This window comes from Blautia sp. CGZ-1-C1 (genome assembly GCF_056504575.1).
Map to the genome: position 1 here is coordinate 1 of NZ_JBWLUT010000040.1, position 14,721 is coordinate 14,721.

Below are 14,721 nucleotides of genomic sequence, written 5' to 3' on the forward strand. Positions count from 1 at the left end.
CAGCTCTCTTTGCAGCAAAAGCCGCATCCATCACAGACCGGACCGGACCACTGACAATTCCCGCCTGTTCTCTCAGCATGATCTCTACATCTGCTGTTTCCTCAGGAGCCAGCTCTTTTGCCACCTCCTCTGAAGCACAGACCACATCTGCCTCCTTCATTTTCTCTCTGATAAACGGAAGGTCAAGACTGCATCCGAATTCAAAGGAAAGGTCCATGGAACTGAGACGTTTTACCTCATTTTTGCGATCTGATTCCGAAAGCTTTGGAGCTGCTGCTGCAATATAGGCTTCATAATCTTTCTCCTGACAGTAAATGGTTGCAGGATACATCTTCTTTTCCAGTTCCCCTGCAAGAAACAGCGGGAATAATCCTGAGCCAAAGATCACAGCCTTTTTTTTCTTTCTGATACGAAATACACTGCTCCGTTTTCCAGGTTCCCCATATCGGACAATGGCACGCTCTACTTCACGTATAGATATGCCATCACCCAGCTCACAGAGTCTGCATTTCTCCTCACAGGGTGCAGTACATCCGTTACAGAGGATCATGGGAAATGGTGTAATCTTCTCATAGATCCCCAGAGCTTTCTTAAAATTTCCTTTTGCAGCATAAAACAGCATTTCTTTTGTATCTGCTTTGAAAGGACAGGCTGCAACACAGTACGCCGGCTGTTCATGAACACAGAGGCCGATCATATGATCCATCTCTTCCTTTGACATTCGATTTACGTGATAAACATGAGTGGAACCTCTCTCCTGTATATATGTCATAACCCGATACTCCTTTCATTTCCAAAGGGGAGACAGTCTCCCGTCTCCCCTTATTATATTACATGATAAAATTATACTGAGAATTATTTCTCAAGTTCCTTTAATGCTGCAAGAACCTTTTCCGGACGGGCAGGAACACGTGTGATACGTGCGCCTGTAGCATTGTAGATTGCATTCAGGATTGCAGGATGAGGAGCATCCAGCGGAGCCTCACCACAGCCGGCAGCACCGTAAGGACCGCTTGGACGATATGTTTCATTGAAATGAAGTTCAATATCATCCGGCGCATCATTTGGATACGGAATGCCACAGTTCTTCAGAGAAGTATCATGGTTCAGATCCTCGAAATCTTCTGTAAGAGCAAGACCAATACCCTGTACAAGACCACCGTAGAAGTTGCCTTCTACAAGAAGTCTGTTCATGATCGTACCTACGTCAGCCACACAGGTGAATTTTTCAACTTTAACTTTACCTGTTTCTGTATTAACAGCAACTTCCGGAAGGAAGATCGTGTACATGTAGGTTGCAAACGGATCACCCTGTGCTGTATCCTGATCGATCGGATGATCTGCACAGAAGGTTGTCACCCAGTTACCTTCATATTTTGTTGCAAGACCTTCAGCTACCATCTCATCATAAGTACGGAAGGTTCCGTCTTCTTTTTGCATGGCTGCCACAAGGTTTTCTGCTGCCAGACGACATGCATTACCTGACATAACCTGTGAACGTGATCCACCTGCAGGACCTGCATTCGGACATGTCTTGGTATCATTCATAACAAGTTTGATCTGTTCCGGTCTGATTCCTGCCTGACGAAGTGTTTCATGGGATGATACAAGAACACCCATATCAGCGCCCTGTCCATGATCTTCCCATGCAGCATACATTGTAACTGTTCCATCCGGATTCAGCTCTGCAAATGCGTTTGATGTATCAACACCGTCAAGGCCACAGCCATATACACCGAGAGATACACCGATGCCATATTTGATCTTACCATCAGAAGCTGCATTCTTTTCAGCCACACGTTTCTTAGCTGCTTCATACAGTGGACGTGCTGTCTTGAACAGATCTTCTTCACAGTATACTTCAGGCGGATAACCTGTAGGGATCGTACTGCCTTCGGATTCTTTGTAACAGTTCATTTCACGGATATCGAACGGGTCGATTCCCATCTTTGCTGCCAGAACATCTATCGCGATCTCAGATCCCATGTAAGACTGCGGAGAACCGTAAGCACGGAATGCGGAACCCCATGCGTGGTTTGTAAATACTGTTGTAGATTTATTGCGGATAGAATTGATTCCATAACCTGCACCTGTAAACTGGGAAAGTCTCATTGTAAGCAGGTCACCGAATTCTGAGTATGGACCATGATCCACATAGTTATTGCCCCAGAGTGCAAGAAGCTTACCGTTTTCATCTGCTGCAAGCTTGATATTCATAAATGCAGGAGATCTCTTTCCTGTATATGTAATATTCTGGAACTGATTAAATACCAGAGATACTGGACGTTCAAGAATCTTAACAGCAGCACCGATCAAAGCCTCATTTGTAGGAGAGAACTTGTAACCAAAGGTTCCTCCTGCATGATTCTGAACAATTCGTAAGTTCTCCATTGGCACACCGATACCATCAGCGATCATAGGCATATGCAGATGGATACCAATGGATTTGGAATGAACAGTTATCATACCGTCTTCGTCAATATAACCATAACCGCAGTCCGGCTCAAGATGAAGATGAGGCTGACGTGAACAGTAAGATTCTATCTCAACCTGCTGTGAATCCGGAATGCTGTCCCAGTCAAAATCAGGGCCCTTGATACAGTTTGTCTCAAAGAATGCGTTCGGAGTACCGGGATGGATCTCCGCTGCATCCGGTGCGATGGCATCCATTGCATTCATGTATGCAGGAAGCTCTTCAATCTCAACTTTAACTGCTTCTGCTGCTGCACGTGCATGCTCTTCTGTATCAGCAGCTACGATGGCAATCGCATCACCAAACTGGAAGATTTTTTCATCGCAGAGTACAGGACGTTCGAATCCGTCTGTTTTGTTGTGTTTTGGAAGCATTACAAGACCATTGATCTTATTGGTTCCGCCTGCTGCCTTAATATCTTTTGCTGTGATAACACGGACAACACCAGGCATGCTCTCTGCTTCTGTTGTGTCAATGCTGAGGATATTTGCATGAGAAACCTTTGCCTGTGTAAGAGCAAGACGAAGTGTTCCTGAAGGCATCTTTAACGCATCATCTGCACCGAAGTCCCAGGTACCTGTTACCTTCTGTGCTGCTGAAGGACGGATATAGTTTGTTCCAACAATAGAATCACCTGTCTGTTTGAACACAAGATCTTCCTTTGTCATCTCACCGCGCATAACTGCTGCTGCAGCCATAGTAGCATCGATCAGCGGCTTGTAACCTGTACAACGGCAGAGATTACGCTGTTTGTTAAACCAGTCTCTTACCTCTTCACGGGTAGGGCTTGGATTATTATCCAGAAGCACTTTTGCCGAAATAATAAAGCCCGGTGAACAGAAACCGCACTGTGCACATCCATATGCCATCCACGCAACCTGGATCGGGTGCATATCAGAAAGTGTTCCCACACCCTCAATGGTTGTGATCTCTGCATGATCGGGAACACGGCTCATCTTGTAGATACAGGATCTTGTAACTTTTCCGTTCATAATAACATTACAGGCTCCACAGTGACCTTCACCGCAGCCGATCTTACATCCTGTAAGAAGAAGGTGATTACGGAGTACCTGCGCCAGTGTCTCATCCTTATCAAGAATAAGTATTCTCTCAACACCATTAATCTTCAATGTCTTTTTAATCATGTTCCATACCTCCTTTAAAAACACGCATTCCGTAACTGTTAGCGCCTTCACAATGACCGCTGAATAGTTACGTTATTTTAATATTACCGATCTTCAGGCTTATGCACTCCACACGGATCATGATCAGCCCCTTTGCCTGTCAGATCTTTCAGTCTCTCTATTCCTCTGGCAGAATAGAAAACAATGGAAGAGCTACTCCCGTCCAGATTCTCACCGCTGAGCTTTAAAACATTTGCATTCTCATAATAATCGATGGGAAGCGTCCGGCTGTATACAACCCCTGTACGCTCATCTTTTACCTGTACAGTAACTTCTTTTGCGGTAATCTCAAAAATCTTATCCATAAAAAAGTTCTCCTGTCCACGTTATTTTATATATCCATACTACCATGATTTTGCACAATTATACAAATTACAAATAATTAATAGTTGGCTACTTTATATATTCCAGACAATTTTATTTTGTTTTATTTAAAATTTTAACTATTTTTATTCTTTTATATGTTATAATAATATCAAATTTGTATAATATCATTGAAAGAAGGAGGTATCTGAATGCAGACAGGCGCCCTCATCGTGGCTGCGGGGAAATCATCACGAATGGGAGACTTTAAACCCATGCTTCAGCTTGGCTCCATTTCCATCGCACAGCGCGTGATCAATAATTTCCGGCAGGCCGGAATCTCCAAAGTAGTAGTGGTAACCGGATATCATGCAGATGTTCTGGAATGCCACCTGGCTTCCAATAATGTAGTCTTTCTTCGAAATGAGAACTATGCAAACACTCATATGTTTGATTCTGTCAGGATCGGACTTGAGTATCTGAAAGACAAAGTGGATACGGTACTCTTTACACCTGTTGATGTTCCGCTGTTCACAGCCCATACAGTCACGCAAATGCTCTCTCTGGGGCGTCCCCTTGTAACTCCGGTCTGTAATGGCAATCCCGGTCATCCCATTCTGATTCGTTCCACACTGATTGATTCCATTCTAAGTGATGACGGAAAATCAGGACTTAAAGGTGCTGTGGATAATTGCGGGGAACCCATGTATTATCTTAATGTAGAGGATCCCGGTATTATTCATGATGCTGATACACCAGAGGATTACGATGAACTCCTCCGCATACACAACCAGAGCCTGATCCGTTCTGAAATCCATATTCAGCTAGCCCGGGAAAAAGTTTTTTTTGATGAAAAGCTCTATTCGCTGCTTACACTGATCCATGAAACAGGATCTGTCCGTGATGCCTGTGAGCGCATGCACATTTCCTATTCTACCAGCTGGAACCTGATCCATACCCTGGAATCACAGCTTCATGAACCTCTGATCATCAGAAGCCAGGGCGGTACAAGGGGAAGCCATAGTGAACTGACACCATACGGTGAAGAATTTCTGAAACGATATGCCCGTTTTTCAGAAGAAACACGTTCCTGTTCAAAAAAAATATTTGAAGAATGTTTCGGAGGATTTTTAAATGCGTAGCCTTTATCTGGTCCGGCATGGAAAACCACAGTATCCGGATGAACATTCTTACTGTGTGGGACAGACAGATTTCTCTCTATCCATGCTTGGACACTTGCAGGCAGTCCTTCTTAATGAAGAATTGTCCGATAAAATATCAAGGATATACTGCAGTCCTTTGTTAAGAGCTGTTGAGACAGCAGGCCATATGGCACCTGAGCTTCCACATATAATTGTTTCTGATCTGTCAGAACGAAATCTGGGAGAATGGGATGGCCTTTCTTTTGATAAAATACGCCAGAGATGGCCGGACATTTATAAAGCCCGTGAAAATAACCCTGATCATCCGATCCCGGGAGCAGAAACTCCTGCTGCATCTGGTTTTCGCTTTTCGCAGGCAGTTCATAAGATTCTTTGCGCTTCTGAAGGTGATATTGCAGTGGTAGCTCATACAGATGTAATCTCTTCTTATATATATGCATTACATTCCGGTATGTACAGCAGACAGCGATTTCGTCTTCCCTGCGGCTCTTACTATCATCTGGAAGTGAATGAAAAAAATAATATTTCTTTCTCTGACCCCAGTTATATACTGCCTCATCCTGAATTAAATGACGGGCTATGTCTCAGGCTTCGCAATGCGGTTTCTCTGCCCCGTCATGTACAAGCTCACAGTGATGCTGTTACTGGACTTGCCTGTTGTTTATGCAATATGCTGGAATCCAATGGTTATATCTTTGATCAGAAGCTTGTTCGCTCCGGTGCACTTCTGCATGATATTGCCAGACTTCAGAGGAATCACACGAAAACAGGCGGTGAACTTTTCTTACAATTAGGTTATCCTGAGATCAGCCAGATTATTTCACAGCACCATGGTTTGCTGGAAACCAGGCTGAATGAAGCAGCCATTGTATTTCTGGCTGATAAACTGATTCAGGAAACACAGCGTGTAACCATAGAAAAAAGATTTGCCGACAGCATGAGTAAATGCAAAAGTCCAGAAGCTTGCAAAGCTCATGAGCAGCAGTTAGAACAAGCCCGTAAACTGCAGGACATGATACAGTCACTCTGCCATATCACGCTTTAGTCCAGACAGACATACACAACCGAAGCAGAAAAATCACTTAATTTAGTTAGGAGGTATTTTATTATATGAGAACATTATTTCAGACAATAAAACAACAATTCCTGGAGGGAAACGATCTTGTACTTGTTTCCGTCACAGCATCCTCAGGTTCTACGCCAAGAGGTGCCGGTTCCCGCATGCTGGTCGGAAAAAACGGCAGAATTTCCGGAACCATCGGAGGTGGAGCTGTAGAATATCGTGCTGAATGTATGGCATTGGATATTCTTGAAAAAAAGGAATCCTGCCAGCATGAATTCCGGCTGAATCATAAAGATGTTGAAAATATTGGCATGATCTGTGGTGGTGATGTTACGGCCTTTTTCCAGTATCTTAATCATAACGATCCGATTATTATGGAAATCACAGAAACTGCGGAAAAATTCTATGAAAAGCGAAAAGATTTCTGGCTGATCTGCGATCTTCTCACCACCTCCGGTGTGAGCCTCTACAGTCCTGCATGCGGTCTCATCGGAACTGCCAATGTTCCTTCTTCTGTGTTATCTTCTTTATCTGCAAAGCCACACCGATATCACAGTGAAGATTATGATCTGTTTTCTGAACAGATTGGAACCTCAGGAACTGTCTATGTATTCGGCGGCGGACATGTCTCACAAAAGCTTGTCCCAATCCTTGCAAGCGTTGATTTTCGCTGTGTTGTCCTGGATGACCGGCCGGAATTTACAGATCCTGCTCTTTTCCCGGGAGCAGTTGAAACAATACTTTGTGATTTCAACCATCTAAAGCAGTATGTTTCTATCACAGCTGCTGATTATTGCTGCGTCATGACACGCGGACATTCCTATGATACCATTGTACAGGCACAGCTTCTCGCTACACCTGCATGCTATATAGGCGTCATTGGAAGCCGCACAAAAAAAGCTGCTGTATTTCGCCGTCTGATTGAAGAATACAACGTTAATGAACAAGATTTAAACCGTATCATCTCACCTATAGGACTGGAGATCAAAGCAGAAACACCGGCTGAAATCGCCATTTCCATCACAGGACAGATGATCCAGGTTCGTGCTGACAGAAAGGCTACATCAAAATGATGGCAAAATCAGTATATAAAGCTGTAATATTTGGTGCCGGACAAATTGGACAAATGACAGCAAGACTTCTCAACAGTCCCTGCCAGCTCCTGTGCTTTGCTGATAATGACCCCCATAAACACGGATCCTATATTGGGAATATTCCAGTCTGTTCTCCGGATGCTGCAGTAGCACTTCTCCCGGATCTGGTCATCCTGGGAGTTCTGGATGAAGAACGGCGTAATTCTATGATAAAACAGATGGAAAACCTGGGTTATCACGGACCTTTTCGTGATCCCTCCGTCCTTCGCATGTTTGACGCACGGGTTGCTGTTATGCGTCTTTTATCTGAGCAGATCTATCAATTGGATATTCCGGGAAATGTTGCAGAACTGGGTGTTTTCCGAGGTGAATTTTCTTCCCTGATCAGTGCAGCCTTTCCAGACCGAAAAATCCATCTTTTTGATACTTTTGAGGGCTTTTCAGAAAAGGATATCACAATAGAAGCCTCCGGTAATCTGTCCCGTGCCAAAACAGGTGATTTTTCTTCTACTGATATTGACTCTGTTCTTCATGTTATGCCTGATCCTACACGTACTGTGATCCACAAAGGATGGTTTCCGGATACCTTTTCCGATGTCACAGATGAAACTTTTTGTTTTGTATCTCTGGACGCAGATCTCTATGCTCCAACTGCAGCCGCACTTCCTCTGTTCTATGAACGTCTGGCCACCGGAGGAGTTCTCCTGATCCACGATGTGTACAGTACACAGTTTTCCGGATGTCGAAAAGCGGTCGGGGAATTCTGTCTGAAAAACCATCTGTTTGCAGATCCTGTATGCGATCTGCATGGAAGCGCAATGATCCGAAAATTATAAAAAGAAACGCCGGAACCGGTATTTACCGGAACCAGCGTTTCTTTTTCATTTATTTATTGTATAGCTCTTTTTCACGTCCATGCCTAACCTTTATAAAGTTCCTTTCAGAACATTTTCCAACTGTTCATCGGACAAATCAACATGATAAAAAAGATCGAAAAATTTATGTATTTCTTCATTGATATCACATTTAATATATTCCGGATAAATCAATGCTGAGAACCATCGCATACCGATCAGACGATTTGGTCCTGCCGGACGATCCACCCAGCTAAACGGTGCATTCGGAGTTCCATAAACCTTTTGGTCCTGTACTGCTTTTAATGAAGCATAATCAGGATTGCTCAGGATATCTTCTGCTGCAGAACTTCCGCTTTTATCTGCCTTTGGTTCACCATTTACAACAATCACATCCGGATCCCATGCAAGAAGCTGTTCTGCTGAAATCTGAACACGAGATCCATCTCCCAATTCCAGATCTGCAACATTGACTGCATTGATGACATCAAGAATCTGTGCATGCTGGGATCCCCTGGGTGCAGTTTCCAGTGAATCCTCTCCATTACCGAAGTATACACTGACTTTCTTTTCTTCTGGAATATCTGAAAGTGCATTAATATCAGTAAATACCTGCTCCGCATACTGGGCAAGCTCTTCTGCATGATCTTCTACACCAAGAAGTTCGCCCATAAAACGAAAAGCTTCTGCAGAATTATTAAGCTCGTTGTCTACTGCAACAACCGGAATCCCAAGGCTTTCTGATAACGCATCGCAATCAGAAACCATTGCATCATTAATCTTTCCACTATTAATAGCAATTGTAGGATTGGCAGCAATTACTGCTTCATAATTGACAGCATCACCCATTCCAAAATTAGAGAGATCCTGATATTTGTCCAGAATAATAGATTTCTCAACATCATTCAGTTCATAATTCCACCCAAGAAGCTTATCCGGTGCAACCATATACAGAAAAATTGCAGCTACCGGACCCGCTGAAAAAACAGATTTAATATTTTCTGCTGTTGGGACAGTTACTTTTCTTCCTGCCATGTCTGTGATCTCACGGGTTTCAGCAGTTTCCTGCGTGGCATCCTGCTCCGTACTCTGCGTCGGCTCTTCAGTAGCAGCTTTCGTCTCAGAATATCCTGTTAAAAGACTGACTGACATCACCAGACATATAAACAGAGCCAAAAGTTGTCTGTGCTTTTTCATAGACTCTCTCCTTTCTTTTCTCCGCATTACTCATAATTGACGCTTATTGAAATTGACTATACAATTTTTAAGTATTATAATGTATATGCGAATAGTTTTTAAAAACAATTCGGTTTTTCTGAGTATAACACCGTAAATTTGATTAGTCAAGTTACAAGGATGAAGGATTATGAATCTGACAGCTAATGAAAAAAATGCCGCCGCTGCCCGACAAAGACGATATGTTCTGCTGTTGACGGTTATGCTGGCACTTTTGTTTATCATTATAGTACTCTCATTCTGGGTGGGATATTATCCGCTTACACCAGTGCAGGTACTAAATGCATTTTTATCAAAATTTGGTTTTAAAGGAGATATTTTACCCCAGGCAGTTACCATATTCTGGAATATCCGTCTGCCCCGTATTCTGTCTGCTTTATTTATTGGTGCTTCCCTCTCGGTAGCAGGTGCAACCTATCAGGGAATGTTTCGCAATCCACTGGTATCTCCGGATATCCTTGGAGTTTCTTCCGGTGCAAGTCTCGGAGCTGCTTTTGCAATTTTAAACGGAGCTTCCAACTGGATGATTCAGCTTTCTGCTTTTGCAGGTGGTGTGGCCGCAGTAGCCGCATCCTATCTTATCAGCCGAAAATCCGCACATTCCCAGACTCTCAGTCTTGTTCTGACCGGAACTATGATCATGTCACTCTGCAATGCCGGTGTCACAATGATCAAATATGTGGCAGACCCCAATGATGTTCTCCAGCAAATTACTTTCTGGCTTATGGGCAGCTTAACCAAAACCACAACCAAATCTTTTTCCTGGAGTGTTCTTCCAATGATCATTGGATTAAGTCTGATTTTTATTTTTCGATGGCAGATCAATCTGCTGACTTTGGATGAAGAAGAAGCCAAAAGTTTAGGAATCAATGTGCGTAAATATCGTCTGATTTTTATAGTCGCTTCCACATTACTCAGCGCCGCTGCAGTCTGTCTTGGAGGATTGATCGGATGGGTCGGGCTGATGATCCCCCATCTGGCACGTGCACTGGTTGGTGTTGATTACAGAAGGCTGATACCTGCAAGTGCGATCCTTGGCGGCGGATATCTGATACTTGTTGATGATATTTCCCGTTCCCTTTTGTCCATGGAACTTCCACTTGGCGTTGTCACAAGTATCATGGGCGCCCCCTTCTTTATCTATCTTATCATCAAACGAAAGGAGCGCGCGTAATTATATGCTTTTGGAAATTGAAAATGTTTTTGGCGGTTACGGCAATGGTGATATTTTAAAGGGTATCAGCTGCAGCGCAGACTATGGTGATGTGCTTTGTCTGCTTGGCCCTAATGGTTGCGGAAAGACCACTCTGTTCCGTATGATATTAGGTTCCCTTCCTGTTTCTAATGGAAAAATAAAGATAGCCGGAAAAAATATTAGTGACTTTACAACCAAAACACTGGCAAATATGATTGCATATATTCCCCAATATCATTCCCCTGTATTTGCCTATACAGTTCTTGATATGGTAATTATGGGGCGTGCTTCTCATTTCTCCGCATTTGAAACCCCAAAAGAGCCTGATCAGGAAGCAGCTTTTGCTGCCTTGGAGAAAGTAAATGCCCTGCCTCTTGCCAACAGGAAATATACTTCCTTAAGCGGAGGACAAAGGCAATTGGTTTTAATTGCCCGTGCAATCTGTCAGTCTGCAAAAATCTTCATCATGGACGAGCCAGCCGCCAATCTGGATTATGCCAATCATCAGCTTCTCATGGAAGTAATTTCAGGGCTGGCCAATCAGGGCTATTGCATTATTATGTCAACACATAGTCCTGAGCATCCCTTTTCCGTGGGAAACAAGGTTCTTCTCATGAAATCCGGAAAGGTTATGGGATTCGGCTCTCCCAAAGAAATCATTACATCTGAAACCTTACAATCTGTTTACGATATTGAAATGGATGTGATAACTACACACGACCGCTATGGCCGTGAACGAACTATCTGTTTACCGGTAAATAGCTCAGCAAAAACATTTTAGGAGAAATGATACATGGACTCTATATTGGATTATTTTATTTCTCTGCAGGAATCTGAGCCTGCAGAATTACCTGAGCGGGCTATAGAAAGATGGAATAAACGTGCAGACTTTTGGGAAGGCGCACGCAAAAAGAAAGAAAAAGGTGATGAACGTGTCATCAGCGCAATAAACTACCTGGATTCCAAAGGACTTCTTGAAAAAAATTATGATGTCGCAGATATTGGATGCGGTCCCGGACGGTTTGCTGCTGCATTTGCCAAATATGTACACAAAGTAGTGGGGCTGGATATTTCTGATAAAATGGTTAAACACGGAATGGAACATATCCAAAATGAAGGCTTAAATAACGCTATACTCTATACATGTAATTTTCAGACATTAGATATTGATAAATCGGGGTATAAGCATGCATTTGATTTGGTATTCAGTTCCATGACACCTGCAATCCACAATATGGACGGACTGATAAAATCTATGGAAATGAGCAGGGCATGGTGCTGTAATATCACGCATCTTGACAGACGAAATTCACTCAGGGGACAGATCTTACAGGAAGTATTTGGCAAACAAACAGCACCCCAATGGAATGGGCGATGGTTTTTCTCTCTTTTCAATATATTATTTCTGCTTGGATATAATCCTGAAACAAGCTATGAAAAACTCCATCGTGAAACCTGGGTAACTCCGGATGAACAATATATTGATTTCCTCATGGAGCACATGCTTCCATCTGAAGAACATACACAGGAAAACGCAAATAAAATCATGCAATGGATTCAATCTCACTTAAACAAAGATGGGCAGATCAAGGAAATAACTGATTCCACTTATGGAAGAATTCTCTGGGATGTTCGAAACAAAACAATACGACCTGACTATAGAACTATTATAAAATGAAATGGGACTTTACTATGACTCAACATATATTTTTAACTGGTAAAAAACACATTGGAAAATCTACATTGATCCAAAAGATATTAGATGATTATAAGAAAACCGCTGATGGATTCCTGACTGTCCGCACAAAAAACTATCTGAAGGATCAGTATTCAGTTCATATGTACCATCTAAAAGAGAAGGAGCTCCCAAACGAATCTAATCTTTTGTTTTTATGCGGAAAAACAGATGAACACACTGCCGATACCTTTGATCGCCTTGGATGCAATATTCTTTCCATGTGTTCTGACTGCTCTTTGATTGTTATGGATGAGCTTGGTCCACATGAAGCAGACGCAGCTTTATTTCGAAAAAAAATCCTAAACCTTTTGGATGGGCAGACTCCCATTTTAGGGGTATTGCAGGAACCTGCAGAATCTTTCTGGCCTGAAATCGTAAATCACCCAAAGGTAGAAATCATTACAATTTCTGAAGACAATCGAAATGATTGCTCTTTACTTAATCATATCACCTCGATTTTCAGCGATTTGTATGTGCGTTAGAGGCTGCTGTGCCCGACATCCCCTTTACAACTTAACATATTTCTATACTATATCCATCTCTGCCCTTTTTCTTAGTCTGGTACAGCGCCTTATCAGCCAGGTTCATAAGAGAAGATAATTCCCTTCCCTCATCCTGGCAAAGTACTGCACCTGCACTGATACTCACTTGTGCGCTGGCATCTTCTTCTCTGTACACCGCACGCATTTCCCTGACCAGAAGTTCCAGCCTGATCCGAAGTTCTTTCTCTGTCACATCTTTGATCAGAAGACAGAATTCATCGCCTCCAAAACGGGAAACGATATCTTCTTCCCCAGAAATTTCTCTTTCATGCGCTCATTTGGGATAAACGCAGAAATCTGGGCGATCAGCATATCTACATCCGGCGCATCCTTCAGGTTTTCTACGTTTTCTTGATACTCTATTTGAACTGATCGAGGTGTCCTTCGTCAGATTCAGATGAAAGATTCCCTGTGCTTCCGGAATGGATTTAAGCAGAAGCTGCATCTGAGACTCGAAAACTTCCTGCGCACATTTTCCAATTATTTTCTTTATTAACTATTCAGCAGTCTGCTATTTGGGAACATACAAGTCAAAATCTCACAGTTTTCAATAAGTTGAATCTTGTATGTCATTTTTTATCACACACAGTATATCATATTTGGGGCAGACTTCTCGTTATGAGTTTGTGAAAATTGCATTTTTTGCAATCGATAAATTGCGTCTGCGCAGAAAGTATGGCAAGATAGTTTCACTAAAAGAGGGTGCCGCAAAATCATCAAACACAACTGATGAAGCGACACCCTCTATCTTTAAAGTCAACTCTTTTCTATTTTTCTTCCTGTCTGATTTCAAATTGATCCAGTTGAACTTTTTCCAATTTTTTAAAATCGCAACATGTTTTTTTCAAAAAATTAAAATTATGTGATTCTATATCATACCTCTGATTAAAAATCTTTTCCGCTTTTTTCTTAATAGTTTCCCAGTTTTTTCTTAAATATCGTATCTCATTAGATTCATATGTGTCCGTTTCCGGATCAATTTCTAATGCCGTAATAATCTGTTCATTAACTGGAATCATATTATTGTATAAAAGATTTGAAATCTCTTTTCCGGAAGTTTCTGTCACAAATGTAGTTATAAGGGAACTTCTTTCTTATTTTTTCCTGCATTTTTTCTTTCTTCTGTTGTCTGAGATGTAAGCGGAATAATATATTTCCTGTCTCCTACTAATGTAACAATTCCTGCAAATGGTCTATTATTAAATTTAACACTTACTCTATAATCTTCCTTATGTAGATATTTTAAATATTCCTTGTCTAACATAATAAAGAATTGGGCTTTCATTTTCCATATTTCTCCTTTAAATAAAAAAGCTGTTTGCATTAAACAAACAGCTTTCTGTCCACTAAAGCAGGACCTCTCTCATTTTGAATCGTCCACTAAAGCAGGACCTCTCTCTATTTTGAATCGTCCACTAAAGCAGGACCTCTCTCAAAACAAGTTTCCTTGTTTATCTACATTATATGCTGTATCGCAAAAATCAATACAATTCCCAAAAAATATATACAAAAATACTTATTGTTTAAGTATCTTTTTTTCTTTTCTTTAATTTTACTCTGACTATACACTGATGTCAACACAATTTCCATGAAGTTCAATCAAATTGGGAAATAAATATACCATCGAAAACAGCCAAAGAGTCAATAACTTGCCAAGAAAAAAACCTCTGGAAATCTTAATCTCCAGAGGTTTAGCGTGCGTTAGAGGATTCGAACCCCCGACCTTTTGGTCCGTAGCCAAACGCTCTATCCAGCTGAGCTAAACGCACATCCTTGTGAAGTTCTTATCTCGTGTCCCTCACAACAATGAGTATTCTACTCTATACTGAATGATTTGTCAACACTTTTTTTGAATTTTTTTATTTTTTTCTTTTGA

At 41.9% G+C, this 14,721-nt stretch carries 14 protein-coding genes, 1 tRNA gene and 1 pseudogene; 8 read left to right on the top strand and 8 right to left on the bottom strand.

Annotated elements, in window-relative coordinates:
* From AC058W_RS02185 to AC058W_RS02195, 3 genes and pseudogenes are all read right to left on the bottom strand, one after another.
* Nucleotides 1–772 (bottom strand): annotated as a pseudogene (locus tag AC058W_RS02185) (pyridine nucleotide-disulfide oxidoreductase/dicluster-binding protein); the annotation flags it as partial.
* 83 nt (nt 773–855) lie between these two features.
* Complete coding sequence (locus AC058W_RS02190) at nt 856–3,618, bottom strand: molybdopterin-dependent aldehyde oxidoreductase (RefSeq protein WP_479389649.1); 2,763 nt, start codon at nt 3,616–3,618, stop codon at nt 856–858.
* 83 nt (nt 3,619–3,701) lie between these two features.
* Nucleotides 3,702–3,962 carry a hypothetical protein gene (locus AC058W_RS02195; RefSeq protein ID WP_055199670.1) on the bottom strand — a complete coding sequence of 87 codons (261 nt, stop codon included), beginning with the start codon at nt 3,960–3,962 and terminating at the stop codon, nt 3,702–3,704.
* A gap of 210 nt (nt 3,963–4,172) precedes the next feature.
* Here AC058W_RS02195 and AC058W_RS02200 point away from each other — a divergent pair, with 210 nt between their 5' ends.
* From AC058W_RS02200 to AC058W_RS02215, 4 genes are all read left to right on the top strand, one after another.
* Nucleotides 4,173–5,102, top strand: coding sequence for an NTP transferase domain-containing protein (locus AC058W_RS02200; RefSeq protein ID WP_055199669.1), 930 nt, complete (start codon nt 4,173–4,175; stop codon nt 5,100–5,102).
* A complete protein-coding gene (locus tag AC058W_RS02205; RefSeq protein WP_055199668.1) occupies nt 5,095–6,168 on the top strand; it encodes a histidine phosphatase family protein in 1,074 nt (357 codons plus the stop codon). The genes AC058W_RS02200 and AC058W_RS02205 overlap by 8 nt, the downstream gene beginning before the upstream one ends.
* A 65-nt stretch (nt 6,169–6,233) precedes the next feature.
* Nucleotides 6,234–7,259: an XdhC family protein gene (locus AC058W_RS02210; protein ID WP_479389650.1), complete on the top strand. Its 1,026-nt coding sequence runs from the start codon at nt 6,234–6,236 to the stop codon at nt 7,257–7,259.
* Nucleotides 7,256–8,116, top strand: coding sequence for a TylF/MycF/NovP-related O-methyltransferase (locus tag AC058W_RS02215; protein WP_479389651.1), 861 nt, complete (start codon nt 7,256–7,258; stop codon nt 8,114–8,116). Before AC058W_RS02210 ends, AC058W_RS02215 begins: the two co-directional genes overlap by 4 nt.
* Before the next feature lie 90 nt (nt 8,117–8,206).
* Here AC058W_RS02215 and AC058W_RS02220 read toward each other — a convergent pair whose 3' ends face one another.
* Nucleotides 8,207–9,331 (bottom strand): ABC transporter substrate-binding protein, encoded by a 1,125-nt coding sequence (locus tag AC058W_RS02220; RefSeq protein ID WP_479389652.1) that lies wholly within the window; start codon nt 9,329–9,331, stop codon nt 8,207–8,209.
* 169 nt (nt 9,332–9,500) lie between these two features.
* Here AC058W_RS02220 and AC058W_RS02225 point away from each other — a divergent pair, with 169 nt between their 5' ends.
* From AC058W_RS02225 to AC058W_RS02240, 4 genes are read left to right on the top strand one after another with little or no spacing between them, the layout of a single operon-like run.
* Nucleotides 9,501–10,544 carry a FecCD family ABC transporter permease gene (locus AC058W_RS02225; RefSeq protein ID WP_118137693.1) on the top strand — a complete coding sequence of 348 codons (1,044 nt, stop codon included), beginning with the start codon at nt 9,501–9,503 and terminating at the stop codon, nt 10,542–10,544.
* A gap of 4 nt (nt 10,545–10,548) precedes the next feature.
* Nucleotides 10,549–11,346: an ABC transporter ATP-binding protein gene (locus AC058W_RS02230; RefSeq protein WP_118137691.1), complete on the top strand. Its 798-nt coding sequence runs from the start codon at nt 10,549–10,551 to the stop codon at nt 11,344–11,346.
* Nucleotides 11,347–11,358: 12 nt separating this feature from the next.
* Nucleotides 11,359–12,243, top strand: coding sequence for a class I SAM-dependent methyltransferase (locus AC058W_RS02235; RefSeq protein WP_118137689.1), 885 nt, complete (start codon nt 11,359–11,361; stop codon nt 12,241–12,243).
* Nucleotides 12,240–12,785 (top strand): nucleoside-triphosphatase, encoded by a 546-nt coding sequence (locus AC058W_RS02240; protein ID WP_055199661.1) that lies wholly within the window; start codon nt 12,240–12,242, stop codon nt 12,783–12,785. The genes AC058W_RS02235 and AC058W_RS02240 overlap by 4 nt, the downstream gene beginning before the upstream one ends.
* A 31-nt stretch (nt 12,786–12,816) precedes the next feature.
* On the opposite strand, the gene AC058W_RS02245 is transcribed toward AC058W_RS02240, so the two are convergent.
* From AC058W_RS02245 to AC058W_RS02260, 4 genes are all read right to left on the bottom strand, one after another.
* Nucleotides 12,817–13,104, bottom strand: a complete 288-nt coding sequence (locus AC058W_RS02245; protein ID WP_118137687.1) for a GGDEF domain-containing protein — start codon at nt 13,102–13,104, stop codon at nt 12,817–12,819.
* 508 nt (nt 13,105–13,612) lie between these two features.
* Nucleotides 13,613–13,912 (bottom strand): type III toxin-antitoxin system ToxN/AbiQ family toxin, encoded by a 300-nt coding sequence (locus tag AC058W_RS02250; protein WP_479389653.1) that lies wholly within the window; start codon nt 13,910–13,912, stop codon nt 13,613–13,615.
* Nucleotides 13,913–13,920: 8 nt separating this feature from the next.
* Nucleotides 13,921–14,130, bottom strand: a complete 210-nt coding sequence (locus AC058W_RS02255) for a type III toxin-antitoxin system ToxN/AbiQ family toxin (protein ID WP_479389654.1) — start codon at nt 14,128–14,130, stop codon at nt 13,921–13,923.
* 410 nt (nt 14,131–14,540) lie between these two features.
* Nucleotides 14,541–14,614: transfer RNA gene (locus AC058W_RS02260), tRNA-Arg, on the bottom strand.
* Between the last annotated feature and the right edge of the window lie 107 nt (nt 14,615–14,721).